Source organism: Pedobacter sp. MR2016-24 (assembly GCF_026239655.1).
Lineage (GTDB): Bacteria > Bacteroidota > Bacteroidia > Sphingobacteriales > Sphingobacteriaceae > Pedobacter.
This window is the reverse complement of the sequence record NZ_JAPIVO010000008.1, coordinates 441,102-467,310: the sequence shown is the minus strand read 5'-3', so window position 1 is coordinate 467,310 and position 26,209 is coordinate 441,102. Positions and strand designations below refer to the sequence as shown.

Sequence of the window (26,209 nt, the reverse complement as noted above, 5' to 3'; positions counted from 1 at the left end):
TTCTTAATCATTACAGAGACCTTGAATACGCTAATATTTTAGCAATGGTTTCCTCGTCCGGATTCCTGCTTAGCTGGTTCAGTTGTGGTTTAATGTTTTCGTAGAACATTAATTCCAGGTCGTTAAAGGTCTCACTACTTAAACTTTCTGAATTCTGATTTAAGTAATTAGGGTTGTTGATAGGAGTAGAGGTTGTCATCATAAGCACTAAAACTGTTTGTTTTTCTAATTTAACGAAACGTTTTAATATTTATTTCAAACTGCTCAACAATATTCTCAAACAAAGTTGGAAAGATAAATCAGGTGACTTCTTTCACCTTCATCATTTTGCGCAGATTGCTCAACGCATATCTCATTCTTCCTAATGCTGTATTGATGCTCACTTCTGTCAAATCGGCGATTTCCTTGAAGCTGAGGTCGGCATAGTGCCTCATAATCAATACTTCCTTCTGCTCATCCGGTAAAAGCTGGATCAAAACGCGAAGGTCTGAATGCGTCTGATCTCTTAAAATTCTGTCTTCTGCACTCTCTTCGTGAATTTGTAACAAATTTAGTACATCGGTACCATCAGCACTGGTAATCACCGGCGCGCGCTTCTCTTTCCTGAAGTAGTCGATCACCAGGTTATGCGCAATACGCATTACCCATGGTAAAAATTTACCTTCTTCATTGTATCTGCCAGACCTGAGTGTGTTGATCACTTTAATGAAAGCATCCTGAAATATATCTTCTGCCAGATACTGGTCTTTCACCAGTAAATAAATAGAAGTGTATATTTTCGACTTATGTCGTCTCAGTAATTCTTCCAAAACCGATTCATCACCGGCTAAGTATAACTTCACTAAGTCCTGATCACTATATGATTGTAATTTCATAGGATTATCTGTACTAAATTCCTTGCTCTTGTTGCTAAAAATAACTTAGTAGATGTTTTAATCGATAGCGTTTTCTCCTATTGTGTTTTAAGATGGTGTGTATGTGTTTGGGTTATAACTTCAAAAGAAGCATTTTTTTATTACATTCCAACAATAAAATTACTAAAAAAAATTAAAAGTAATTAAAGAGCCGTATTTTTGTCCTTAGTTAAAAAACTAACCGAAGCTTTTTTTGGTTATATCACTACTATACTATCCGCAAATAAATGAGTAAGGAAATCGAAAAAGATCCACACAAAAATATAATCATAAAGGGTGCCAGAGTACATAATTTAAAGAACATCGATGTAGCTATTCCCAAAAATAAACTCGTAGTCATCACCGGAATGTCCGGTTCAGGTAAATCATCGTTAGCTTTTGATACTTTATATGCTGAAGGGCAGAGAAGGTATGTAGAAAGTTTATCCTCTTATGCGCGGCAGTTTATGGGGCGGATGAACAAACCGGATGTAGACTATATCAAAGGGATTGCACCTGCTATCGCGATTGAGCAGAAAGTAATTACTTCGAATCCAAGATCTACCGTCGGCACGTCGACCGAAATCTACGATTACCTGAAACTGCTTTTTTCCAGAATAGGAAAAACCTATTCCCCTGTTTCGGGTGAAGTGGTTAAAAAAGATACGGTAAGTACCGTGGTTGATTTTATCTCCAAACTGGGTGAAGATATTACAGCTACTATATTCTGTCCTCTTTTTCCGCACAATAACAGGTCTATTAAAGAAGAGCTGGCTATTTTGCTGCAAAAGGGATTTTTACGGGTTTATCTGGGCGACAAGATTTATAAAATTGAAGATATTCTTGATGATAAGGACTTCAAGGATAAAGAGCTCAAAGATGAGCACACGGTTAAAATACTGATTGACCGTATTGTTTATCATGATGATGACGAAACCATGAGTCGCCTGGCAGATTCTGTACAGACTGCCTTCTTTGAAGGTAAGGGAGATTGTTATGTAGATTATGAAGGTAAAACAGCCCATTTCTGCGATCGTTTTGAACTGGATGAAATCCGTTTCGAAGAGCCTACACCCAATTTCTTTAGTTTCAATAATCCTTATGGCGCATGTAAACGTTGTGAAGGTTATGGAAATGTGATCGGTATTGATGAAGATCTGGTCATTCCTGACAAAAGCAAAAGTGTATATGATAGTGCTATTGCCCCCTGGCGCGGAGAAAAAATGCGCGAATGGCTGAATAAGCTGATCGCCACGGCAAGCAAATTTGATTTTCCTATCCACAGATCCTATAGTGAGTTAACTGAAGCACAGCAAAGGGTAATCTGGACAGGTAATAAGTATTTTGAAGGACTGGATGCTTTCTTCAACGAACTGGAAACGCAGACTTATAAAATTCAATACAGGGTAATGTTATCGCGTTACCGTGGAAAAACCATATGTCCTGATTGTAAAGGTTCCCGCTTACGTAAGGATGCTTCTTATGTGAAGATAGGTGGAAAATCAATTATAGATATCGTGTTGATGCCTTTATCATCCATTCAGCACTTCTTTGATACACTGGAACTGTCTGATACGGACCAGAAGATTTCTAAGCGTTTGCTGGCAGAGGTAGTGAGCAGAATCTTATACCTGAATAATGTAGGTTTAGGTTATCTTACGCTGAACAGGTTATCAAATACCCTGTCTGGCGGGGAATCTCAGCGTATCAACCTGGCGACTTCCTTAGGCAGTAGCCTGGTCGGGTCTATCTATGTGCTGGATGAGCCGAGTATTGGTCTCCATCCGAGAGATACCAATAAACTGATCGAAGTACTGGAGTCTCTCCGCAATGTGGGTAACACAGTGATTGTTGTGGAACATGAGGAAGAAATGATGAAGGCAGCAGATCATATCATTGATATTGGTCCAGAAGCCGGAACACATGGGGGTAACCTGGTATTCAGTGGAACTTACGACCAGATCATTAAGGATAAAAAGAGTCTAACCGGAATGTACCTTTCTGGCAAGGAACAGATTGTTGTTCCCGGAAAACGCAGAAAGTGGGCAGATCATGTACTGATCAAAGGTGCAAGAGAGAATAACCTTAAAAATATAGATGTGAAATTCCCTTTGGGTGTTTTCACCGTAGTGAGTGGTGTTTCCGGATCGGGTAAGACGAGTCTGGTAAAAAAGATACTTTTCCCTGCCCTGCAGAAGGCAATTGGTAATTATGCCGGTGAGCAGACAGGATTGTACGACGGGATTTTTGGAAACTATGAGCTGGTGAGCCAGGTAGAAATGGTAGATCAGAACCCTATTGGCCGGTCTTCAAGGTCCAATCCTGTTACCTATGTAAAAGCATGGGATGATGTACGTGCGCTGTTTTCTGCTTTGCCTGCTTCTAAGGCTGCGGGACTGAAACCTGCGGCATTCTCTTTTAATGTTGAAGGTGGCCGCTGTGATGTTTGTCAGGGTGAAGGAGAAGTGAAAATAGAAATGCAGTTCATGGCTGATATCTATCTGCCTTGTGAAGCTTGTGGCGGCAGAAGATTTAAACAGCAGATCCTGGATGTGACTTATCAGGAGAAAAATGTGGCTGATATATTAGATCTGACCATTGATGAGGCAGTTGAATTCTTTAAAAATGAACCTAAGATTCTGAATAAACTGCAGCCGCTGGTGGATGTGGGTTTAGGTTATGTTCACCTGGGCCAATCGTCAAATACCTTGTCTGGTGGCGAAGCGCAGCGGATCAAACTGGCCTCATTCCTGATCAAAGGAAATAATGCAAGCAAGACGATGTTCATTTTCGATGAGCCGACAACCGGCTTGCATTTCCATGATATTAAGAAACTGCTGATTGCATTGAATACGCTGATTGAACAGGGAAATACGATTCTGGTCATAGAACATAATATGGATATGATTAAATCGGCCGACTGGGTAATTGACATCGGGCCGGAAGGTGGTGATAAAGGTGGCAATGTTGTTTTTGAAGGTACTCCGGAAGATTTGGTAAAGGAAAAAACTTCCTACACGGCGAAGTATCTTCAGCTGCATATGAAACCTTAGTTTTACTATAGAAATATTTTATATCTTCGTCCATGCTTTTTTTAACTCTTTTCCTGGGATTGATCTTAAATTCAATAGGTTATATTCCTCCGGGAAATATTAACCTTACTGTTGTTCAGCTCACCATCAACAGGGGGATCAAACAGGCGCTTTATTTCATCTTTGCTTTTTCAGCAGTAGAGATGTTGTTCACTTTTGGAGTGATGCGTTTTGTACAGTGGCTTTCCAGTGAGATTAAACTAGGGAATATCATAGATGCAGTGATGATTTTGGTTTTCCTTGTACTGGGGGTGATGACCTGGAGATCAAGAAAAGAGATGCCTAAAGAAGATTATTCCAAAAAAGATAGTATAAGATACGGAATGCTGCTCGGGGTACTTAACCCGATGCAGATTCCTTACTGGTTATTTGTGGGGACCTACTTAATCTCACATGAGTGGATCAATACCGGTTACTTATCACTGAGTGTCTTTAGTATAGGTTCAGGAATAGGAGCAGCCCTGACCTTATATGGCTTTGCCAGATTTGCCGCTTATATTCAAACAAAATTTACGCTGAATAATTATACCGTCAACAAGGGGATTGCAATGTTATTCTTTGCTTTGTCAGGTTACCACATTTGTAAACTGGCTTATATTTATCTGATTAAAGGGTAGTAGTTATTTCTTAAGGAACTCTACATTCCAGATCTTCTCGGCCCTGCGACCAATAAACCAGAATGAAGCGGCAAGTACACAAAAGAAAAGCGCCTTATGCCAGCTATCCCAGAAATACTCAAAATACCGGGTATAGAGGTTCAGGAAAAGAAAAGTGATACCAAATTCTCTGGATATATCATCTCTGTATTTCAATCCCGCCAGGATGCTGATTACACAAACTACTGCTGATATGATGGCCCAGTAGAAGAGACTGATCTGTTTGATGCCGTACCATTGATCCAATGTGCCGAAGTTTCCGAATACGGAAAGCAGCCACAAGGAGACAAAAAGATATAACATTCCGCTCACGTAGGTGGTCTGGTAAAAATAGTCAAAAGCCTTTACTTTCCTTAAGAGCAGGGAAACCAGGGTGAGCACAAGGCCAAACAGCACAAACCTTAATGGATAATTCATCCCCAGGAAGTAGAGATTGCCTCTTGAAAGATAACCCGTCTCTGTACCAAACCAGGCGCCAAGAGAAATGAGTACAAAAATCCAGATGAGCCGTGATTTAAAAATGTTTGCCAGTATGGCATATATAAATACGGAGAAGAGGATGAGCAGGGAAAAATGAGTGCCTCCGGTGTCTATCGCTTTCCCGAGATAGGCTATCGCATTTGCGGTGAGCATTACTGCAGTGAAAATAATGGCATCATTACTGAATATTTCCATTGGCAGCGACTTTCTTCGCTTGAAGCTCAACCAGTAAAGCAGCGCAGCAGCAGCTGCAGAAAGCAGGCTGATCATCCCATCAGGGGTATCATAAAGTTTCCGGAGGTAATCCAGAATCTGATTGTCAACCAGCAAGGCGCCCAGTGATATGACACCACAGGCCATTGCGATCCAGAAAGAATATTGGGCAAGCCGGCGCCAGTCGAAAGACTTAGCCTCGTAACTCCCCTGTAATCTTTTTACGTCATCTTCCGACAAGAGTTGTTCTTCCTGCCAATGCTGCAGCATCTCTTCTAAAAAATCACTCTTCTCCTGGTCAATCTTCATTGCTTTATGTTTTCTTCAGTAAATCAGGTATCTTTTTATTATTTCCTACAATCCACACGATATCTTCATTCTCGAACACAAAACTGGAGTCGGGATTAAGAATGCGGTTGCCCTGCCTTTCAATCCCCACTACTAATCCCTGTGTTTTTTCCCTGATGCCCGAATCCCGGATCGTTTGTGCAAAAACAGGAGAGTTGCTGTTGATAACAATCTTCTGTAACATCATATCCTTTTTGGGAAAATCAGTCTCTTTATGCTCTTCAGTGGATCCTTCAAACAGTTCTTTAATAGCTGCCAGCTGGTCATCTGTACCGATGACCAAGACTTTATCATTCGGGTATAACCGCTCATCCCTTCCAGGGGTCGGGATCATCATTTTTCCACGCTCGATCAGCGCAATATTTACGCCATATTTTTCTCTTACAGCGAGTTCTATTAAAGTTTTTCCTACCAGTCTGGATTCTGGTGCTACGATCAGCTCTGCAAGGTGGGTGTCCCATGGCAGAATTTCGGGTTGTGCATTTTGCGTTTCACGTGCATTCAGGTTATACAGAAAGCGGTTTTCCAGCCTGTCATAAAATGCCTGCAATTTACGTGAGAATACGATCATGCCGGTGATGATGATGGCCAGTGCGATCGTCATGGCAATCCAGGTATTATAGAATTGAAAGATTAAAAAACATACCGCAAAAATGGCCAGGCCAATCCTTAATACTTCCAGTGAAATCAGTGGTCCGCGGGTATACTTTTTATTCAGCCATAAATGGGAATAAGCTTTCGGCTCCATTCTTCTGATGGCCAGTGCCCATAAGAAAGGTGCCATTAAGACTAAGGAAACTACCAGACTGATAATACTGCCTTTGTTTCCATTAATAATATGGGAGGTAATAAATGGCTGCACATACCTGGAACTTAAAAAGATCATCGCAATGAGGATCACGGAGTGGATGATGGTATTAAAAGTATAGGCTTTCAGTAAAACTTTCCAGTCGCTCAGGGTAGTAATACCCGCGGTGCTGGAGCTATATCTGTTGATGGCCGCTACCCATGATTTGGGCAGGTTACGTTCTATAAAAAGATAAAAAGGTTCAGAGGCCTTGATGAGGTAAGGCGTGGTGAAAGTGGTAATAGCTGAAACTGCCACTGCAATAGGATAGAGAAAATCACTGGTCACTTTCAGGGTTAAGCCCAGCGTAGCAATAATAAAAGAGAACTCCCCGATTTGCGCCAGACTTAAGCCTGTTTGTACTGAGGTTTTCAGGGGCTGACCGGAGAGTAAAGCGCCTAAACCTGAACTCAGGAATTTACCGGCAACAGTAGCTAATGTAATCACCAGAATCGGCACTGCGTATGCTACCAATACCTCTGGTTTGATCAGCATCCCTACGGAAACAAAGAATACTGCTGCGAAGAGGTCTTTTACTGATTTAGTAAGGTGTTCAATTCTTTCTGCCTGTGTAGTCTCGGCTAAGATTGATCCCATGATGAAAGCGCCCAGTGCAGCTGAAAAGCCTACCTGTACCGCCAGTAAAACCATAATGAGACATAACGCCAATGAAACAATCAGCATCGTCTCATCGTTCATCAGCTTGCGTGTAGCCTTTAAAAATGTGGGTACCAGGAATATTCCGCCGATAAACCAGAGTACCAGGAAGAAACCCAGTTTGAGGATGGACATGAACATTTCAGGACCAGCAAATTGCTGGCTGACGGCCAGGGTCGAAAGCAGCACTAAAAGGAGGATGGCCACAAGGTCTTCCACAATGAGCACGCCAAATACCAGACCTGCAAATTTCTTATGTTTTACGCCGAGTTCTTCAAAAGCACGAATAATGATAGTAGTGGAAGAAACCGATAAAATACCACCCAGGAAGATACTGTCCATATTGGACCAGCCCATTGCTTTACCGGCAATAAAGCCGATCAGCAGCATAAAAACAACTTCAACGATAGCGGTTATGGAGGCGGATCCGCCTACTTTGACAAGTTTTTTGAAACTGAATTCCAGGCCCAGACTGAAGAGTAAAAAGATCACACCAATTTCTGCCCAGATGCTGATGCTTTCGTTGTCAGTAACAGTTGGGAAGAAGTCAATATTAGGCCCCACCAGGAGTCCGGCGAGTATATAGCCCAGTACAAGGGGCTGTTTGATTTTTTTGAATATAAGGGTAGTGATCCCTGCGGCTGCGAGTATTAAACCTAAATCAGTAATTAATACGGGTAGATGTTGCATAGCGTCTTAAATGTAAATTGTAAATCGGATGTTTTAATTCAGCGTGTGCGCACACTACCAGAAAACATGTTTTGGAAATAAACATTTATAGATAAAATCATAGCTGAACCGACGCGCCTCAGCATAACATTTGATGCCTGAGGTGAGTTGCTGGTTATTTTCTGTCCGACTAAATAACTGCAGGCAGGAGATGACTGGTTTTTTAAGTAACTGGTGTATTAACGTAGGATGTTCAAAATAGTCCTCACAGAAATTTGATTTTTCTGCAGCACCGGAATGAGTAAACAGCTTTGTAAATAAGGAATTTACTTTTTTGCCGGCAGGGAGATATAGCGCAGGGCTATCCGCAGGCTTTTTTGCAAAGCATGATTGCGTAATAAAGAGTAAAGAAATAATCGTTAAAAAGCATCTCATTGTTGTAAATATACAAAAATAAGGTGCTTTTTAAAATGCCGGCGGCGGTTTAAATCCGCTAAGCCCGTTTAGCGAAGTAGGCTAATGTATCCTCTTTATCTTTTTTGAGTTGTATTTTCAGGTCTTCCAGGCCAGTAAATTTTACATCATGGCGCAGAAATTCAAGGAACTCCATTTTGATATACTGTCCGTAAATCTCCTGATCAAAATCAAAGATATTGACCTCAATATTTCTTGTCATTCCATTAATGGTTGGTCGGCGACCAATATAGGCCATACCTTTATATACAGCCGTATCCATTTTTACCGTTACCGCATAGATACCATCAGAAGGAATCAGTTTATAAGGCTGTTCTACAAATATATTTGCTGTCGGATAGCCTATCGTGCGACCAATTTTGTCGCCCTTAATTACCGGTCCATATAAAGAAAAGTGATAACCAAGGTATTCTGCTGCCAGCGCAACATCACCGTTGATTAAAGATTCCCTGATTTTAGTAGAACTGACAGCCACATCATTGATATCCTGTTCGCCAATTTCTTCAATCTCATAACCATACACCCTGGAGTAGGCCAGTAAATCTTTTGTGCCACCTGTCCGGTCTTTACCAAATCGATGGTCATAACCTACAATCAGCTGTTTAATGCCTATTTTCTGAACCAGGACATGCTCAATGTAATCAGCAGCACTCATATTAGAGAAGTCTCTCGTAAAGGGAGTGATGATGAGGTGGTCCACACCAAGACCAGCCAGTATTTCCGCTTTCTCCTCAATCGTATTGATCATTTTCAGGTCCTGGTTCTCAGGATCAATGATCAGACGCGGATGTGGGAAAAAAGTAAGAATTACACTTTCGCCTCCGGTAGATTTTGCCAGTTCACACAGGCGTTTAATGATTTTCTGATGTCCGAAATGGACGCCGTCGAAAGTTCCGATAGTGGCTACTGCATTATCCAGCCGTTCAAATTCCGACAGTTGATTATATATTTTCAAAACGCTAAGATTAATGTAAGGAATGACGCTTAACAACTCCGCCTTTAATGTCTGCAATCTGCTGCTGCACCACAAAAGCATCGGGATCGATTTGTCTGAGTTCAGTTTGTAGTTTGCCGATTTCCAGCTTTGTTAGTACTGTATATAAAATATCAATATCTTTTTTCTCCCCATAACCGCCTTCACCCTTATAGATCGTTACACCACGTTTCATATTGCTGATCAGGAATTCTTTGATCTCGTCTTTTTTCTCAGAGATGATCGTTACCCCGATATATTGCTCCAGGCCGTTCACCACAAAGTCAATCGTTTTTGAAGCAGACAAATAAGTGAGGATAGCATACATTGCCGTAACAGCACCCAGGAAGATCGCTGCAATAGCAAAGATCAGGATATTCAGGATCAGGATAATATTACCGACTGTAAAAGTACTGTTCCTGCTCAGGTAGAGCGCAAGGACTTCCGTTCCATCAATTACACAGCCACCGCGCATGGCCAGACCAATACCGCCACCCAGAAAAAAGCCGCCAAAAAAGGCAATCAGTAATTTGTCGTGCGTTACCGGCTGGAAAGGTAAAATGATCAGGAAGAGGGCCAGTGTAGCTATAGCCAGAGCCGTTTTAACAGCAAAAGTTTTTCCGATCTGTTTGTATCCGAGAATAACAAAAGGGATATTGATGATCAGGATCAGGTAAGATAATTTGAATTCGGTCAGCGTGCTGATCAGCAGTGATATTCCCGTAACTCCTCCGTCAATGAATTCACTGGGCATTAAAAAGCTCTTCAAACCAAAACAGGCAGAAACAATTCCGCAGGCAATGAGTACAAAGTCTTTGATGTACTGATAGTTTTTATTTTTGATTTGATTATGCATTGTTGCTTTCTGCTATGCGTACTGCTGCGGCCTCTTCTCTCTTTTTACGAAGATAATCAACCAGATCCGTTACTTCAAAAGCATTTTCAAGCAGAAAATCACCACTTCTTGTCCGGGTCAACTTAGAGAGGTATGCGCCGCTATTGAGGTGTTTACCAAAATCTGAGATGAGCGACCTGATATAGGTACCTTTACTGCAGGCGATCCTGAAATCAATTTCCGGTAAGGCGATCCTGGTGATTTCAAATATATTCACGGTAACGAAACGCAATCTTAATTCCTGTTCTTCACCTCTCCGTGCTTTTACATATAAACGTTCTCCATTAACTTTTACTGCAGAGTGTGCCGGCGGGTATTGCTGAATATCACCTGTGAATGGTTTTACGGCGGCGTAGATATCCTCATCAGTGATATGATCATAAGGGAATTCAGCATCTACTACTGTTTCCATATCAAAGGAGGGAGTAGTTGCACCAATAATCATGGTACCTGTATATTCTTTGTCTTCTGCCTGAAAGGTGTCAATTTGTTTGGTCATCTTCCCGGTGCAAAGGATCAGCAGCCCGGTAGCGAGGGGATCAAGCGTACCTGCATGGCCAACTTTTAGTTTCTGTGGTTTCAGGGAATTTCTGATTTTTCCTACAACGTCAAAACTTGTCCATTTGTAGGGTTTGTTGATCAGCAACAATTCTCCTTCAGCAAAATCGAAGGCTCTTTCCTGTAATTTTTCTATACTCAAAACGGTAATCTAAATAAGCTGCAATTTACGCATTAAATTATTTGCAGGTTGTGTCCGCTTTGTAATAATGCAATAATGATCAAACCAGCAATGATGCGGTACCAGCCAAATAGCTTGAATCCATTTTTGTTGAGGTAGCCGATGAAGCTTTTGATAGCCAGTAATGCTACGATGAAGGCAACAATATTACCCACTGCAAGCAACTGGATCTGGTCATGCGAAATCGTATGACCTTCTTTATAGAAGTCCAGCAGTTTTTTACCTGTTGCAGCCACCATAGTGGGTACGGCCAGGAAGAAGGAGAATTCTGCAGCTACTTTTCTGCTGAGTTTTAAAGACATACCGCCTACTATACTTGCTCCTGATCTTGATGTACCAGGTATCATGGCAAGACATTGAAAAAGACCAATTTTAAATGCGGTAAGAAAAGTGATTTCTTTTTCCTCGTGAATAGTGGGCTGATTAAACCATTTATCAACAAAAAGAAGGATTATTCCGCCAACAACCAATGATACGGCTACAGTGAGGGGACTTTCCAGCAATTCATCAATCTTATCACTCAACAGAAAGCCGAAAATCGCGGCAGGTATAAAGGCAACGAATAACTTCAGGTAAAAATTGATAGACTGAAAAAAACGTTTGAAATAGAGTACTACTACAGAGAGTATTGCGCCCAATTGGATCACTATCGTAAATAATTTCACAAAAGGATCTGTAGCAATGCCCATAAAGGAAGAGGCAATAATCATGTGCCCTGTTGAAGAAACAGGCAAAAACTCTGTTAGTCCCTCAATAATAGCGAGAACAATGGTCTGGAAGAAATTCATGCGCTGTTATTTTTTCAGGATGGCATATACGCCGAATCCAAAACCAAATAAAACAGTCATAGGTGCAATCAGCGTCTTACGTACATCGTAGATGTCTGTAGTACCAATCATCAGAATAAATCCGAAGACTACGATGGCAATGCTGATAATCAGCAACTGGTAATTCTTCTTTGTAAAAACCAATTCGTTTTTGGAGTCCTGACTTGCAGGAGATGCTTTCTTTTCAATCATTATCTATAAAGATCGTAAATTTTTAAACGTAAATATTTGCTTACTGCAAAAGTTGTGCTCAGTGCAGTGATCAGGATTCCTGTGCCGACTAAGAACAGCAGTACAAATCCAAATTCAGTATAATTTCTCAGGATTACAATTTCCGGAATCTCTTTCTGTGCGTAATATAACAGTCCTAATAAAATGATAATTGCAATAAATGAAGCAATTAATCCATGCAGCATAGCCAGTAAGATGAAAGGCTTGCGGATAAAGTTTTTTGTAGCGCCCACTAACTGCATGCTCTTGATAAGAAAACGCTGTGAGAAGATAGCCAGACGAATGGTGTTATTGATCAATGCAATAGAGATCACCAAAAGTATTGCTGCGAAGCCCAGAACAATCAAACCTATGGTATTGATATTTTTATTCACCATGTCTATCAATGAACTTTGATAGATCACTTCTTTAACAACAGGGTTTTTACTGAGGTTTGCTTTCAGGGCGTCAATACTTTTATTATTTGCATAATCTGCCTTCAGGTAAACGTCAACAGTAGAAAGCAAGGGGTTGTAACCTAAAAAGTTAACGAAATCCTCACCCAAATCCTGGGTCAGGTTTTTTGCTGCCAGCTCCTTATTCACATACTGTGTCTGTTTTACCGCCGGATTTGCATTGAGCTCTTTCTGGAACTGCAGCACATCAGCTTCTTTGGCGCCTTCATCCACAATGATATTCAGTACTATATTTTCTTTCACATAGTTAGACAGGTTCTTGGCGTGTACGAGTATTAAACCCAGTATACCAAGCATTAACAAAACCAATGTAATACTAAATATAGTAGAGATATAAATTGTTTTTGTCTTTTTAGAAGCATCGCTAACTTCAAATTCTTCCATGTTGTTCATTTATGTTTTGCGAAATTAAAAAATATAAGCAACTAAATATAAAATATGACAGATATAAATGCCTAAATATTGTGTGGGCCTGATGTAATCAGAACGGGAAACTGTTTGAAATAGTTCCTTAAAACCTAATTTCTTTCCATAACCTTTCTGAAACACCCTTTATTTCTTTATTTTCGCCGTATACAAAGAGAAGAGCTGTAATGGATTACCAATTTAAAGAAATAGAGCAGAAGTGGCAAGCGTTCTGGGCAGAGCACCAAACATTTAAAGCAGAGAAAGATACTGTTAAACCTAAGTTTTATGTACTGGATATGTTTCCTTATCCATCAGGTGCAGGTTTACATGTGGGCCACCCGCTCGGCTACATTGCTTCAGATATATTTTCAAGATACAAAAGATTAAAAGGCTTCAATGTTTTGCATCCTATGGGATACGATTCATTTGGATTGCCAGCAGAACAATATGCTATTCAAACTGGTCAGCATCCGGCATTAACCACGGAGGTCAATATCAATACCTACCGCAGGCAGCTGGATCAGATCGGGTTTTCGTTCGACTGGAGCAAGGAAGTACGCACTTCTGAACCTGATTATTACAAATGGACGCAGTGGATTTTTATGCAGCTGTTCAATTCCTGGTATAACCTGGAAACGGACAGAGCGGAAGATATCACCACGCTGATCGAAAAGTTTAACGCTGCGGGCAGCGCTGATGTGAAAGCTGTCTGTGATGAAGAGGTGAAATCCTTTATGCCGTCTGACTGGGCAGCAATGACCCATGAGGAGAAACAGGCAGAGCTGCTTAAATACCGTTTAACTTATTTGCGTGAAAGTACAGTAAACTGGTGCCCGGCATTGGGAACGGTATTGGCAAATGATGAAGTTAAAGAAGGTTTTTCTGAACGCGGAGGTCATCCTGTTGAACAGAAAAAAATGATGCAGTGGAGCATGCGGATTTCTGCTTATGCAGAGCGATTGCTGCAGGGACTGAATACGATCGACTGGCCAGAGCCGGTAAAAGAAATGCAACGCAACTGGATTGGTAAGAGTGTTGGCGCAAGTGTACGTTTCACCATAGAGACAGTACCTGGTGCAGCTGCTTTGCCGGCAGATAATATAGAAGTGTTTACTACGCGTGTAGACACAATATTTGGTGTGTCCTATTTAGTCCTGGCTCCGGAGCATGAGCTGGTGAGTGTTCTGACGACTCCGGAACAAGAGAACGATATTAAAAATTATATCGCACAGACCAAAAAGAAATCGGAGCTTGACCGTATGGCGGATACAAAAACAGTATCCGGTGCATTTACGGGAACTTATGTGATTAATCCTGTAAGTGGCGAACGTGTACAGTTGTGGATTGCTGATTATGTGCTGGCGGGTTATGGAACTGGTGCGGTAATGGGCGTGCCTAGTGGTGACCAGCGCGACTGGTTATTTGCGAAACATTTCAATTTACCTGTTGTGCAGATCCTGGACGGACAGAAAGATATAGACATACAGGCAGATGCGACCAAAGAAGGGGCTTATATTAACTCCGGTTTCATCAATGGAATGGACTACAAGGAAGCTGTGGACACTTTGAATACCTGGCTGGAAGATAAAAAAGTGGGCAAGGCTAAAATCAATTACCGCATGCGGGATGCAATTTTTGGTCGCCAGCGCTATTGGGGAGAACCTATACCTGTTTATTTTAAGGATGGCCTGCCTTATTTAATCAAAGAAGAAGAATTGCCATTGTTATTGCCTGAGGTAGATAAATACCTGCCAACAGAAAGCGGAGAACCGCCACTGGGCAGGGCCGATGGCTGGAGTTACGAACAACAGTACAATTATGAGCTGAGTACGATGCCGGGTTGGGCAGGTTCAAGCTGGTACTGGTACCGTTATATGGACTCACAGAATAAAAACGCATTCGCTTCCAAAGAAGCAATTGCCTATTGGAAAGATGTGGATTTATATATTGGTGGTTCAGAACATGCTACTGGTCACTTGTTATACAGTCGTTTCTGGAATAAGTTCCTGAAAGATCTGGGTTATGTAAACGAGGAAGAGCCTTTCAAAAAACTGATCAACCAGGGAATGATCCAGGGCAGAAGTAATTTTGTGTACCGGGTTATTGATGAAGAGGGCAGGGGATTGAATACCCTGGTATCTTACGGACTGAAAAGTCAGTATAAAACTTCTGCATTACATGTGGATGTAAATATCGTGGAGAACGAGATTTTGAATATAGAAAAGTTCAAACTGTTCAGACCTGAGTTTGCAGAGGCCGAATTCATACTCGAGAGCGGAAAGTATATCTGTGGTGTGGAAGTAGAGAAAATGTCTAAATCCAAATTCAACGTCGTTAATCCTGATGTGCTGATCAACAGCTATGGTGCCGATACATTAAGGATGTATGAGATGTTTTTAGGTCCGCTGGAGCAAAGCAAACCATGGAATACCAATGGTATTGAAGGCGTATTCAAATTTCTGCGTAAATTCTGGAGATTATTCCATAATGATCAATGGGAGTTCAACGTAAGTGATGCCGCACCGGTAAAAGCTGAGTTAAAGGCGCTCCATAAGATTATTAAAAAAGTACAGGATGATGTGGAGCGTTTTTCTTTCAATACATCTGTATCCAGTTTTATGATTGCGGTGAATGAACTGACTGATTTGAAGTGTAACAAGAGAGCTATTCTTCAGGATTTAGTGATCGTTCTTTCTCCTTATGCACCGCATATTACTGAAGAACTGTGGTCGCTCTTAGGCAACAAAGAAAGCATTTCTCATGCTGCCTATCCTGAGTTCAACCCTTCATACATGGTGGAAGATGAATTCAGTTACCCGGTTTCTGTAAATGGAAAAACCAGGACAAACCTGAATTTGAGCCTGACACTTGAAGCTGCTGAAATTGAAGCTTTGGTATTGGCTGATGAGCAGGTGCAGAAATATCTGGAAGGAAAAACGCCTAAAAAAGTGATTGTAGTAAAAGGCAGAATTGTAAATATCGTAGTTTAATATCTCGTATTTATTATCTCATCATATTCCTGTATAATGCCCTGCTAAAATAGCAGGGCATTTTTTCTACCGGTCAATTGCTGCAATTTGCCGGCTTTTTATTACAAGTGATCAGAAACTATTTCTGGAGTGCCGTAACAAAAAGTAATTTGCGCAGACTAATGAAGCAACTATTACCAACAACTATTACCTTATTATGAAACGTATTTTATTTTTATTTCTACTATTCGGATGTGCACTCAGTACAAAAGCCCAGTTTCCTATGGGTGGAGGAGCACCAAAAATCACCATAACGGGCCGGATCACGGCAATCATATTGGATTCCGCCACAAAATCACCAGTTGATTATGCTACAGTTTCCCTAATCAGAATTAAAGACAGCAAATCTGTTAATGGTGCGGTAACCGATGCCAAAGGGAAAATCACCTTACAGAACGTTGCACCAGATCAGTATAAGCTTTCAATTGGCTTTATGGGTTATAAAAGCAAATCCGTATTAGTAAAAACAACAGCTGAAAAGCCGGATATCAATATGGGCACTATTTATATGGTTGGCACAGAGAGTAACCTGAAAGAAGTGGCCATTGTGGGCGCCACACCTATGGTAGAAAACAAGATTGACAGAATGGTTTATAATGCTGAACAGGATGTGACTACTGCTGGTGGTAATGCAGGTGATGTAATGCGTAAAGTACCGATGGTTACGGTAGACATTGATGGAAACCCTTCTCTTCGTGGAGCTGCGGTAAGGGTACTGATCAACGGTAAACCTTCCGGAACCATGTCTAATAGTGTTGCTGATGCACTGAAGATGATTCCTGCAGAAGAGATTAAAAGTGTGGAAGTCATCACGAGTCCTTCAGCAAAATATGATGCAGAAGGTGCCGGCGGAATTATCAACATCATCACTAAAAAGAAGACCGCGCAGGGGATTAATGGAAATGCAAGTATTGCTGCGGGTACACGACAGAATAATGGCAATTTTAGTCTGAATGCAAAAAAGGGGAGACTGGGTTTCACTTCAAACTTTGGCGGCCAGTATGCCATTCCGCAGGATACGCGGGTGGAACTGTTGAATGATGATTATACAAACAATACTTCATTGAGCCAGATAGGATATACACGTGCTAAACGGTATAGCTTCAACGGTGGTTTTGGTCTGGATTACGATATCAATGGCTACAATAGCTTATCAACGAATGTAAAATATACCGATTTCTCCAACGGGTCTGACGGAAGTCTGAATGTATTGAGCAGGCTGCAGGATGCAACGACAAATTATATGCGTACGTCTAAAAATGATGTGGGTTCCAACAATGTGGATTGGAGTGCAGATTATAGAAGAACAACAAAAAAAGAAGGCGAAGAGTTTACTTTGTCCGGTCAGGCTAGTTTTGGCAGAAATACGACTGAATTTAACTCAGTAATCATTTTGCCGAATGGCAGCAGCTCTGTGCCGATCATTGGCGACAATACAGGAAAGAATAACGAATACACTGCCCAGGCAGATTATACTTATCCTTTTAGCAAAGATGTGAAGCTGGAAACAGGGGTAAAAGGGATCTTCAGAGATATTAAAAGTAAGTATGAAAGCAGTGAGCAGGATTTTGATTATAACCAGGATGTAGCTGCTGCTTATGGCGTGATGAGTTTTAAGCTGGCTAAGACGATCGATTTTAAAGGTGGATTAAGAGCTGAATACACAAATATCACTGGCGTTTCTGGTACTTCATTAAACTTTAACAACGACTATTTTAACTTGTTTCCAAGTGCTATCATTTCGAAAACACTGAAAAATAATTCCAGCTTAAAACTGAGTTACAATAAGAGGATGCAGCGACCAAGTCTGACTTATCTGAACCCGTTTTTAAATAGAAATGACCCGGAAAATCAGCAGCAGGGTAATCCTAACTTAAGTCCTGAAATCAGTGATTTGATTGAATTGGGTTATTCTACTTTTATCAAGGGTTCGATGATTACCGCATCTGTTTTTTACAGGGAAACGAAAGACGTAATTGAAAGTTTGTATGATCAGGACCAGAAGCTGACTTCTTATTATAATATTGGTACCAATAAATCTTTTGGTGGTAATGTATTCGCTTCTTATAATCCTACGCCCAAATGGACATTAATGTCTAACGTCAGTGTAAATACCTATGATGTGAAAAATGTGCAGACGAATGTGAGCACCGGACTGAATGTAAATTATACCTTATTTCTACGCTCGGCTATCGCTTTCAAAGGTGGCTGGAATACAGAGTTGTTTGGTGTGAATGTCGGCCCCAAAAGAACGTTCCAGGGAACAACAGGTGCGATGTATTTTTATGGTGGAGCGGTGAAAAAGGATATCATGAAAAAGAAAGCTACAGTTGGTATTAATGTGTTCAATGTATTTGCACGTGATCTGCATATCAAAACAGAAAATAGGGGGATTGAAGAAAATGGTAATGTTAACTTCCTGCAGAGTACCAATATCTACTATCCAATCCGTTCTTTTGGTGTGAACTTCAGTTATAAGTTTGGTAAAATGAACTTTAATGCAGCTGCTAAAAAGAAAAAAGGAATCAATAACGACGATCTAAAACCTGATGAAACCAGTGGTGGTGGAATGGGTGGCGGTGGCGGGATACCGAAACAGCAATAATAAAAGCATATATTTAATGATGAGGCCCGTTTATCTGCGGGCCTTATTTATTTCTTCTTTACCCGTTTAAGGATCATCAGGCTGAGGGGATTGATCGGATAACCGCTGATGTTGTTTTGCAGCATAACCACAGACTGATCGTACAGGATCGGTACTATCGAAGCATTTTCAATGACCATATTATCCATCTGCCTGAATATCGCATTGCGCTTCTTCAAATCTCTTTCAAAATATGTACTTTCCAGTAAGCGGTCAAATTCCTTATTAAAATATCCGGTATAATTCGGTCCGAATGGCACTTTGTTTTTCGAATAAAATACAGAAAGGTAGTTTTCCTGATCGGGGAAGTCGGCAATCCATGACCCTCTGAAGAAGTTTACTTCATTCTTAGACATCAACTCACGCAAACTTGCGCTGGGTGCAACATCTACTTTAACCCTGATACCTAAAGCGGTTAATTCTCCCTGGATAAATTCTATGAGATCTTTGTAAGTTGTAGAGGTAGTCAATGTAAGCTCAGACATCCCTTTTCCATTGGGGAAACCTGCACTTTTCAACAGTGCTGCAGCCTTTGCCGGATCATAGTTATATCCTTTCACCACTGCGCTGTCAAAGCCGGGCATACCTTTTGGCACAAAGCCTGAAGTAGCGGGTACACCAATACTGTTCCTTAAATATTTAATCAGTTTCGCTTTATCAATGCCGTAGTTGATGGCCTGTCTTACTTTTTTGTATTTCAGCGGGGAATTTTTGGCGATAGACTGTGTGGTGTCGACCAATATCCCGAGGTATTCAGTACACAGATACGGACCTTTGATCAGCTGAAACTTACCTTTGTACTTGCTGGTCATATGACCGCTTTTGGTCAGGATATCATCCCTGTAACTGCCATCCACACTGTTGAAGAAGTCCAGGTCTTTCTTAATGAAATTCATGAAGGCACTTTGCTTGTCACTAATGAATGAAGCTTTAACGGCATCCAGATAGGGGAGCCTGGTATTACCATCTTTCTCCCAGTAATTTTCATTTTTAAGCAATACCAGGATCTCTTCTTCTTTCCAGTATTTAAACTTAAAAGGGCCGGTGCCAATGGGGTGGCTCCTGAAATCTTTTCCGTAATATGTTATGATTTCTTTGGGCACAACGCTGCAATATTGTGTAGTCAGCAGGTTGAGGAAACCCGGAAAAGGTTTGGTTAAACGGACCTGAAATGTAGAGTCATTCACCGCAATGAAATTATGCACATCTTTTACCTTGTCGCTAAAGATCCAGCCACCAGAAGACGCTACTTTCGGATCTATCAGCCGGTTAAAACTATAGACAAAATCGGCCGCAATGACTTTCCTGCCTTTTCCATTTTTAAAAAGCGGATCATTATGGAAGAATACATCATTACGAAGGTGAAAAGTATAATTGAGACCATCTCCGGCGACTTCCCATGATTTGGCAATACAGGGTACCGCGTTCAGCTGTTCATCAACCTGCACCAGCCCGTTAAAAATCTGGTTGATCATCCATATAGCAGGCTGATTACGTGCAAATGCAGGGTCAAGTGTGGTCAGGCTCTGGTCAAAATTCAGTGTGAAAACCTTTTTGCCGTTATTTTCTGTCGTGTTTTTACAGCCACAGAGGGCGATGATGCATAAAGCAAAAAAAATATTTTTATTAATTAGAGGCATCAGTTAAGGAATCCTATTTTTGCACAAAGTAATAAAATTAAATGCTATGTCTTTTTTAAATGCGATTATAAATAATGTTGAGGATGAAGAACTGCGTGAAGAGCTTCAGGAACGCGTAGATATAATCCTGCATAAGATAAAGTTTATGGATAAGATTCCTGTGATTGTACTGGACAGTTTCAATAACCCAAGCAGCCTGCTCAATGTAGTGATGGAATCTGCTGGTGGCGATCTGAAGCAGGAGGTAATGGATGCGCAGGTCATTATTTACCATGAATCCAGGACAGGCATGCTGGAAATGATGGGTATTGTCCCTTCTCTTTTAAATGAGGAATGGCCAGCGGTGAAGTTTAAAAGAGTTTATATTATGGACGACCAGTCTGCTTATATGAGTGATCCGGAACATTTCGTCAATACACTAGAGGATGTAGTGGAAATGCTTTATCCCGGGTATTTTATATTCGGTAATGAGGGAACAAACTGGACCGGTTTCGTGGTATAGGAAACATTGCTTTAGAAAGCAATAAATTTATCCATCTGGCTATCTGTAAATTTCAAAGTATCCTCTTTAAAAAACGCATTATTTTCATCCAGTTCAGTTTTTATGGCTGGAATGTGGATGCGTAAAGGCAGTACATTTAAGTGCAGATAGCTGCATACACCACCAAAATGGTCTATTCCACGGATGTTTCCATATTTGCCTGAGGAGATACCCACAAGACATGCTTTTTTCTCATAAAAGCTGTCAGGAAAGGTGCAGGCATCAATAAAGGTTTTCAGCACACCAGGAAAACTGCCGTTATATTCCGGAATAATGAAAACGAATTTGGCAGATGCCGTCATTAGTTCCTGTATGCTTTCAAATTCAGGAGAACGTTTTCCATACAAATCTGAAACAATCAAATCATCGGGAAGCTCTTCCATGCTCAACAGATTGGTTGTCAATCCTTTTTTCGCTAATGTTTCCTGATAATATTTCGCTACTTTAAGCGTATTGCTATTAGGCCTGTTTGTTCCGGAGATAATGGTAACCATGTAAGGAATTGTTAATAAGATGTTCAAAACAATAAGTCTTTAACAACAATATTGTCATTAAGTTTGTATCTTAGCTAATCGTTAAAAAGCCCTAAATATAGGGCAAAAATAACGTTTTTTGATAATGAAATCTAGTTCACAAATTCTCAGGGATATAATTGGTAATTATTATAAAAATAAATGAGTAAAATTATTGCATTGGCAAACCAGAAAGGTGGCGTAGGTAAAACAACTTCATCCATAAATTTAGCCGCCAGTCTGGCCGTATTAGAATACAGAACTTTATTAGTAGATGCTGATCCTCAGGCCAATTCAACCTCAGGTATTGGGTTTGATCCAAGAAATATTAAGAACAGCATTTATGAGTGCATCATTAATGATATAGAGCCTTCTGAAGCAATTCAGAAAACTGAAACGCCTAATCTTGATCTGTTGCCTGCACACATCGATCTTGTGGGTGCGGAGATCGAGATGATCAACCTGACCAACAGGGAATATAAAATGAAAGCCGTTCTGGAGAAAATTAAAGATCAGTATGATTTTATCATCGTTGATTGTTCTCCATCACTGGGCTTAATTACAATCAATGCGCTTACCGCTGCGGATTCTGTGATTATACCCGTGCAGTGTGAATATTTTGCACTGGAAGGATTAGGCAAATTGTTAAATACAATCAAGATCGTTCAGAACAGATTAAATCCCGAACTGGAAATTGAAGGTATCCTTTTGACCATGTATGACGTCCGGTTGCGTTTGTCTAATCAGGTAGTAGAAGAGGTGCGGACACATTTCCAGGACCTTGTTTTCGAAACAATTATTCAGAGAAATACACGCTTAAGTGAAGCACCAAGTTACGGCGTATCTGTTATTATGCATGATGCCAACTGTAAAGGCGCCATCAATTACCTGAATCTTGCGCGCGAGATTGTTCGTAAAAATGGTATGGTCAAAGAAACTGAAGGTTTAACAACTGCGAAAATTTAAACATAAATCATGACATCTTTTCAGCGAAAAACAGGTTTAGGCAGAGGATTAAGTGCGCTTCTAGATGACAGTGATGCTGTACATGCTCCTAAAAGCGGGATAAATTCCGCTCTTGAAACAGACCAGCGACCAAAACAGGAAAGTACAGTTGCTACCAGCAATACAGGCCATATCAAAATCAGTGATATTGAAACCAACCCTTATCAGCCAAGAACTGAATTTGATCAGGTAGCATTGAATGAACTGGCAGATTCTATTCGGATACAGGGTTTGATCCAGCCGATAACCGTAAGGAACGGGGAGCAGGGTAAATACCAGCTGATTTCAGGTGAACGTCGTTTAAGAGCATCGAAATTAGCAGGATTAACTGAAATTCCGGCTTATATACGGAGTGCTAACGACCAGCAAATGCTGGAAATGGCACTGATAGAAAATATTCAGCGTGAAAACTTAAACGCGATTGAGGTTGCGCTCAGTTTCCAGCGCATGCTGGAAGAATGTAACCTGAAGCAGGAGCAATTGAGTGAGCGTGTAGGGAAAAACAGGTCAACTGTGACGAATTACCTTCGCTTGCTGAAATTACCGCCGGTGATACAAATCTCTATTCGCGATCAGAAAATATCGATGGGGCATGCACGTGCCTTAATCAATGTGGAAGAAGTGGAGAAACAACTGTTTATTCATCAGGAGATCATCGACAAGGGTTTGTCTGTTAGAAAAGTGGAAGAACTGGTAAGAAGTATCAATAGCCTGCAACTGAAGCCTAAAGCTGCCAAACAGTCTGTTGGCGTTTCTTTCGAATATCAGAAACTGCAAAAAGATCTGGCATCAAGGTTTGCGACTAAAGTTAAATTAAAGGTCGGGGAAAATGGAAAAGGAGCAATTGAGATACCTTTTGTTTCTGATGATGACCTGAGCAGAATATTAGAATTATTAGACTGGTAATGCCAAAAATCTTATGGTTATCGATTTTCCTCCTTTTTACTGCGGCTGTAGTGAAGGGACAGGAGAAATTTACAGTGAAGGGCGACAGCCTTAAGCGGACACCTGCAAAGGCCGATACTGCTGCTTATGTTAATTATGGTAAAATAGCAGGCAGAAAGGCTGCATTGCGCTCTGCAATGATACCTGGATGGGGACAGGTAGGAAACGGGCTGACAGTTTACCGCGGACTCAAAGTTGCTGCAATCTATACCGGGGGAACTTTACTTGCACTTTCCTTTATTGATAACAATAAAAATTATCATTTGTACCTGGATGAGATCCAGTTTCGTCAGGCAAATGGCTTTCCCAACCCTGAAAGTTCATTGGCCGGGTTCTCCAATACTGCCGGACTGATTACTGCAAAGGATGTTTTCAGAAGAAATAAACAAGTGATTATCATTTCTTTTGCAGCGCTGTATGCAGTGAACATTGTAGAGGCTTATATCGATGCACGCTTAAAATACTTTGATATAGGAAATGACCTTGGCGTTAAACTTTCGCCGACAGTCATCAATTCCAGCTATATGTATGGTTTTCATTCCTCTACACCGGGGCTTAAGCTGGCATTCAGATTATAGAGATGACCGGGATGTATAAAATTAATATTTATTAAAAGAACAAAAATGAACATAGCTTTAATCGGTTACGGTAAAATGGGTCAGATTATCGAGCGTTTTGCGATGGAAAGGGGGCATGAAGTTGTCCTGAAAATTGGAAGTACAAACCTGGATGAACTCACAGTTTCAAATTTAAGAAAAGCGGACGTCGCTATAGATTTCAGTCTTCCTGATGCCGCAATTAAAAACATTTATACCTGCTTCGAAGCCAATGTTCCTTTGATTGTAGGTACTACAGGTTGGTACGGCCAGCTGCAGGAAATCAAGAATGAATGCCTGCAGGGAAATCATACTTTACTTTACGGCTCTAATTTCAGTATTGGCGTGAACCTCTTCTTTCATATCAATGAAGTGCTTGCAAAAATGATGAATAATTATCCGGCATACGATGTACAGGTAGAAGAGATCCACCATACACAGAAGCTGGATGCCCCTAGTGGTACAGCAATGACCATTGCGGAAGGTATTATTGAAAATCTGGACCGCAAAACAGAATGGATCAATGAATTATCCGGACAAGGACTGACGGAAGTCATGAAAAAGGATCAGCTGCTGATCGCTTCGGAGAGAATTGAGAATATCCCTGGTACCCACACTGTAGTATATAGTTCTGAAGTGGATGAAATCGAATTAAAACATACGGCTAACAGCCGTGCAGGATTTGCGCTTGGCGCGGTAGTCGCCGCAGAATGGCTGCAAAACAAACAGGGATTTTATAATATAACTGATATCTTTAATTTTAAATAACATAACAGCATAACATATGAATTGGAAGTTCAGGCAAAAAGATAAGGAAAGCTTATCTACGCAGCCGACCCAGCCCAAAAAGAAAAAAACTAAAAGCAGAGAATGGTTTGATGCCATCGTCTTTGCAGTAATAGCTGCAACAGTAATCCGGGTGTTTTTTATCGAAGCCTATACTATTCCAACAGAATCCATGGAGAAATCATTGCTCGTAGGTGACTTCCTGTTTGTGAGTAAAGTAAACTACGGTGCCAGGATACCTATGACTCCGGTAGCATTCCCTTTTGCACACCATACGATGCCGGTAACGGGCACAAAAGCTTATTATGATGGTATCCAATGGAAGTACCGCAGGTTACCGGGAATACAGGATATCAAAAGAAATGACGTTGTGGTATTCAACTTCCCGGAAGGTGATACTGTTGCACTGGAGGTGCAGGACCGTGATTATTACGGACTTGTGCGTGCACTGGGGCATGAGGCCGTTAATACGCAATACACGGTAACGAGCAGACCTGTCGATAAAAGAGAGAATTACATTAAACGCTGTATTGGGATCAGTGGTGATGTAATGAGCATGTCTAACGGACTGGTTTCAGTTAATGGTAAACCAGAGCCGATGAAAAGCACCGGACAGATGGATTACCTGGTCAAATTTAAAAGTGCAGATGTCAACTTCCAGCTATTTGAAGATATGGGCTTTGTAATTGCCAAACAGATTACCGCCGTTTCGCAGGATACTTACAACTTCAATGCTACTCCGGAACTTATGGCCGAAGTGAAGAAACTGGATTTCGTTAGCTCGGTAACTATGCATACTGCAGCACCGGGTGCTGCGGAGCCGGACTTATTCCCTCAGAACCCGCAGCTGAAATGGAATGTAGATAACTGGGGACCGGTAAGAATTCCTAAAAAGGGATGGACTGTAAAACTGGATAGTTTAAGTATGCCATTCTATAAAAGGTGTATTGAAATTTATGAAGGAAATAAACTGGAAAAATCTGGTAATGGCTGGTTGATCAATGGTCAGAAAGCGGATAGTTACACCTTCAAAATGAACTATTACTGGATGATGGGGGATAACAGGCACAATTCATTGGATTCAAGGTACTGGGGTTTTGTTCCGGAAGACCACGTAGTTGGTAAAGCACTGTTCATCTGGATGAGTTACAATACTGACGGGTCGTTCTTTAGCAAAATCAGATGGAGCAGGTTGTTTAAGGGTATCCACTAGGTATCCAATAAAAAGGTTTTACCTGAAATAAAAAAAGGTAAGCTATATACTGACTGGAATATTGCCTGAAGAGGCAACACTCCTAGGTCAGTATATAGCTTACCTTTTTTATTTTTAAGAAGATCCTTTGCAAATTGCATACCCATGTGGCCTACCTTAATGGGGGAAATCCGGGTAGCGACCGCATTATGCTATTGGCAGTATATGGCGCTTACTATTAACGGGGATACTGTTGGGTGCTGGCATATGCAATTAGCGCGTGTATAGTTTATTGACCGGAAAGAATCCGGGTTGACAGTCGGCATATTTGCTCCTGGTATTTACTATTGGTTGTTTTACGGCTCGGCGTTAATGGGAAAGAATCCAGGCTCATTGCTGGATGATACTATGGGTCTGGAGATGGACTTTAGATGGTCTTAAAAAAAATCGGTTGTTTGTATG

At 41.0% G+C, this 26,209-nt stretch carries 22 protein-coding genes; 10 read left to right on the top strand and 12 right to left on the bottom strand.

What is annotated here, in order from left to right; all coding sequences use genetic code 11:
- Positions 1-10: 10 nt before the first annotated feature.
- Positions 11-202 carry a hypothetical protein gene (locus OQX62_RS22660; RefSeq protein ID WP_265833944.1) on the bottom strand — a complete coding sequence of 64 codons (192 nt, stop codon included), beginning with the start codon at positions 200-202 and terminating at the stop codon, positions 11-13.
- 97 nt (positions 203-299) lie between these two features.
- Entirely contained in the window at positions 300-875 is a 576-nt protein-coding gene (locus OQX62_RS22655; protein ID WP_265833943.1) for an RNA polymerase sigma factor, read from the bottom strand.
- 266 nt (positions 876-1,141) lie between these two features.
- Between OQX62_RS22655 and uvrA the strand changes: the two genes are divergently transcribed.
- Positions 1,142-3,946, top strand: coding sequence for an excinuclease ABC subunit UvrA (gene uvrA, locus OQX62_RS22650; RefSeq protein ID WP_265833942.1), 2,805 nt, complete (start codon positions 1,142-1,144; stop codon positions 3,944-3,946).
- Between the two features lie 32 nt (positions 3,947-3,978).
- Positions 3,979-4,602, top strand: coding sequence for a LysE family transporter (locus OQX62_RS22645; protein WP_265833941.1), 624 nt, complete (start codon positions 3,979-3,981; stop codon positions 4,600-4,602).
- A gap of 3 nt (positions 4,603-4,605) precedes the next feature.
- Here OQX62_RS22645 and OQX62_RS22640 read toward each other — a convergent pair whose 3' ends face one another.
- From OQX62_RS22640 to OQX62_RS22605, 8 genes are all read right to left on the bottom strand, one after another.
- Positions 4,606-5,643, bottom strand: a complete 1,038-nt coding sequence (locus OQX62_RS22640; RefSeq protein ID WP_265833940.1) for a DUF2157 domain-containing protein — start codon at positions 5,641-5,643, stop codon at positions 4,606-4,608.
- Between the two features lie 4 nt (positions 5,644-5,647).
- The gene (locus tag OQX62_RS22635) at positions 5,648-7,876 is read right to left on the bottom strand and encodes a cation:proton antiporter (protein WP_265833939.1); all 2,229 of its coding nucleotides are present in this window, start codon (positions 7,874-7,876) and stop codon (positions 5,648-5,650) included.
- Between the two features lie 472 nt (positions 7,877-8,348).
- The gene (locus tag OQX62_RS22630) at positions 8,349-9,284 is read right to left on the bottom strand and encodes a bifunctional riboflavin kinase/FAD synthetase (protein ID WP_265833938.1); all 936 of its coding nucleotides are present in this window, start codon (positions 9,282-9,284) and stop codon (positions 8,349-8,351) included.
- A 10-nt stretch (positions 9,285-9,294) separates the two neighbouring features.
- Positions 9,295-10,158, bottom strand: coding sequence for a YitT family protein (locus OQX62_RS22625; RefSeq protein ID WP_265833937.1), 864 nt, complete (start codon positions 10,156-10,158; stop codon positions 9,295-9,297).
- Positions 10,151-10,897: a tRNA pseudouridine(55) synthase TruB gene (gene truB / locus OQX62_RS22620; RefSeq protein WP_265833936.1), complete on the bottom strand. Its 747-nt coding sequence runs from the start codon at positions 10,895-10,897 to the stop codon at positions 10,151-10,153. Before truB ends, OQX62_RS22625 begins: the two co-directional genes overlap by 8 nt.
- 32 nt (positions 10,898-10,929) lie before the next feature.
- The gene (locus OQX62_RS22615) at positions 10,930-11,724 is read right to left on the bottom strand and encodes an undecaprenyl-diphosphate phosphatase (protein ID WP_265833935.1); all 795 of its coding nucleotides are present in this window, start codon (positions 11,722-11,724) and stop codon (positions 10,930-10,932) included.
- 6 nt (positions 11,725-11,730) lie between these two features.
- Positions 11,731-11,955, bottom strand: coding sequence for a DUF3098 domain-containing protein (locus tag OQX62_RS22610; RefSeq protein ID WP_265833934.1), 225 nt, complete (start codon positions 11,953-11,955; stop codon positions 11,731-11,733).
- Positions 11,955-12,833: a cell division protein FtsX gene (locus OQX62_RS22605; protein ID WP_265833933.1), complete on the bottom strand. Its 879-nt coding sequence runs from the start codon at positions 12,831-12,833 to the stop codon at positions 11,955-11,957. The genes OQX62_RS22610 and OQX62_RS22605 overlap by 1 nt, the downstream gene beginning before the upstream one ends.
- 209 nt (positions 12,834-13,042) lie before the next feature.
- Between OQX62_RS22605 and leuS the strand changes: the two genes are divergently transcribed.
- Positions 13,043-15,847, top strand: coding sequence for a leucine--tRNA ligase (leuS, locus tag OQX62_RS22600; protein WP_265833932.1), 2,805 nt, complete (start codon positions 13,043-13,045; stop codon positions 15,845-15,847).
- 196 nt (positions 15,848-16,043) lie between these two features.
- The gene (locus OQX62_RS22595; RefSeq protein ID WP_265833931.1) at positions 16,044-18,491 is read left to right on the top strand and encodes a TonB-dependent receptor domain-containing protein; all 2,448 of its coding nucleotides are present in this window, start codon (positions 16,044-16,046) and stop codon (positions 18,489-18,491) included.
- Between the two features lie 47 nt (positions 18,492-18,538).
- On the opposite strand, the gene OQX62_RS22590 is transcribed toward OQX62_RS22595, so the two are convergent.
- A complete protein-coding gene (locus OQX62_RS22590; protein WP_265833930.1) occupies positions 18,539-20,170 on the bottom strand; it encodes an ABC transporter substrate-binding protein in 1,632 nt (543 codons plus the stop codon).
- A 46-nt stretch (positions 20,171-20,216) separates the two neighbouring features.
- Here OQX62_RS22590 and OQX62_RS22585 point away from each other — a divergent pair, with 46 nt between their 5' ends.
- Positions 20,217-20,672, top strand: coding sequence for a hypothetical protein (locus OQX62_RS22585; protein ID WP_265833929.1), 456 nt, complete (start codon positions 20,217-20,219; stop codon positions 20,670-20,672).
- An 11-nt stretch (positions 20,673-20,683) separates the two neighbouring features.
- On the opposite strand, the gene OQX62_RS22580 is transcribed toward OQX62_RS22585, so the two are convergent.
- The gene (locus OQX62_RS22580; RefSeq protein ID WP_265833928.1) at positions 20,684-21,205 is read right to left on the bottom strand and encodes an NADPH-dependent FMN reductase; all 522 of its coding nucleotides are present in this window, start codon (positions 21,203-21,205) and stop codon (positions 20,684-20,686) included.
- A gap of 180 nt (positions 21,206-21,385) precedes the next feature.
- On the opposite strand from OQX62_RS22580, the gene OQX62_RS22575 reads away from it, so the two are divergent.
- Genes OQX62_RS22575 through lepB form a run of 5 tightly spaced genes read left to right on the top strand, consistent with a single transcriptional unit; the run spans position 21,386 to position 25,768 of the window.
- Positions 21,386-22,189 carry a ParA family protein gene (locus tag OQX62_RS22575; RefSeq protein ID WP_265833927.1) on the top strand — a complete coding sequence of 268 codons (804 nt, stop codon included), beginning with the start codon at positions 21,386-21,388 and terminating at the stop codon, positions 22,187-22,189.
- Positions 22,190-22,198: 9 nt separating this feature from the next.
- Positions 22,199-23,134 (top strand): ParB/RepB/Spo0J family partition protein, encoded by a 936-nt coding sequence (locus tag OQX62_RS22570; protein ID WP_265833926.1) that lies wholly within the window; start codon positions 22,199-22,201, stop codon positions 23,132-23,134.
- Positions 23,134-23,751: a DUF5683 domain-containing protein gene (locus tag OQX62_RS22565; RefSeq protein WP_265833925.1), complete on the top strand. Its 618-nt coding sequence runs from the start codon at positions 23,134-23,136 to the stop codon at positions 23,749-23,751. The genes OQX62_RS22570 and OQX62_RS22565 overlap by 1 nt, the downstream gene beginning before the upstream one ends.
- Before the next feature lie 45 nt (positions 23,752-23,796).
- Entirely contained in the window at positions 23,797-24,537 is a 741-nt protein-coding gene (gene dapB, locus OQX62_RS22560) for a 4-hydroxy-tetrahydrodipicolinate reductase (protein WP_265833924.1), read from the top strand.
- A gap of 16 nt (positions 24,538-24,553) precedes the next feature.
- Positions 24,554-25,768 carry a signal peptidase I gene (lepB, locus tag OQX62_RS22555; protein WP_265833923.1) on the top strand — a complete coding sequence of 405 codons (1,215 nt, stop codon included), beginning with the start codon at positions 24,554-24,556 and terminating at the stop codon, positions 25,766-25,768.
- The last annotated feature ends 441 nt before the right edge of the window (positions 25,769-26,209 follow it).

Bases quoted from the DNA above. Each gene is read 5' to 3' on its own strand.
- OQX62_RS22660 (WP_265833944.1), bottom strand. From the start codon at position 202: ATGATGACAACCTCTACTCCTATCAACAACCCTAATTACTTAAATCAG.
- OQX62_RS22655 (WP_265833943.1), bottom strand. From the start codon at position 875: ATGAAATTACAATCATATAGTGATCAGGACTTAGTGAAGTTATACTTA.
- uvrA (WP_265833942.1), top strand. From the start codon at position 1,142: ATGAGTAAGGAAATCGAAAAAGATCCACACAAAAATATAATCATAAAG.
- OQX62_RS22645 (WP_265833941.1), top strand. From the start codon at position 3,979: ATGCTTTTTTTAACTCTTTTCCTGGGATTGATCTTAAATTCAATAGGT.
- OQX62_RS22640 (WP_265833940.1), bottom strand. From the start codon at position 5,643: ATGAAGATTGACCAGGAGAAGAGTGATTTTTTAGAAGAGATGCTGCAG.
- OQX62_RS22635 (WP_265833939.1), bottom strand. From the start codon at position 7,876: ATGCAACATCTACCCGTATTAATTACTGATTTAGGTTTAATACTCGCA.
- OQX62_RS22625 (WP_265833937.1), bottom strand. From the start codon at position 10,158: ATGCATAATCAAATCAAAAATAAAAACTATCAGTACATCAAAGACTTT.
- OQX62_RS22615 (WP_265833935.1), bottom strand. From the start codon at position 11,724: ATGAATTTCTTCCAGACCATTGTTCTCGCTATTATTGAGGGACTAACA.
- OQX62_RS22610 (WP_265833934.1), bottom strand. From the start codon at position 11,955: ATGATTGAAAAGAAAGCATCTCCTGCAAGTCAGGACTCCAAAAACGAA.
- OQX62_RS22605 (WP_265833933.1), bottom strand. From the start codon at position 12,833: ATGGAAGAATTTGAAGTTAGCGATGCTTCTAAAAAGACAAAAACAATT.
- leuS (WP_265833932.1), top strand. From the start codon at position 13,043: ATGGATTACCAATTTAAAGAAATAGAGCAGAAGTGGCAAGCGTTCTGG.
- OQX62_RS22595 (WP_265833931.1), top strand. From the start codon at position 16,044: ATGAAACGTATTTTATTTTTATTTCTACTATTCGGATGTGCACTCAGT.
- OQX62_RS22590 (WP_265833930.1), bottom strand. From the start codon at position 20,170: ATGCCTCTAATTAATAAAAATATTTTTTTTGCTTTATGCATCATCGCC.
- OQX62_RS22585 (WP_265833929.1), top strand. From the start codon at position 20,217: ATGTCTTTTTTAAATGCGATTATAAATAATGTTGAGGATGAAGAACTG.
- OQX62_RS22580 (WP_265833928.1), bottom strand. From the start codon at position 21,205: ATGGTTACCATTATCTCCGGAACAAACAGGCCTAATAGCAATACGCTT.
- OQX62_RS22575 (WP_265833927.1), top strand. From the start codon at position 21,386: ATGAGTAAAATTATTGCATTGGCAAACCAGAAAGGTGGCGTAGGTAAA.
- OQX62_RS22570 (WP_265833926.1), top strand. From the start codon at position 22,199: ATGACATCTTTTCAGCGAAAAACAGGTTTAGGCAGAGGATTAAGTGCG.
- OQX62_RS22565 (WP_265833925.1), top strand. From the start codon at position 23,134: ATGCCAAAAATCTTATGGTTATCGATTTTCCTCCTTTTTACTGCGGCT.
- dapB (WP_265833924.1), top strand. From the start codon at position 23,797: ATGAACATAGCTTTAATCGGTTACGGTAAAATGGGTCAGATTATCGAG.
- lepB (WP_265833923.1), top strand. From the start codon at position 24,554: ATGAATTGGAAGTTCAGGCAAAAAGATAAGGAAAGCTTATCTACGCAG.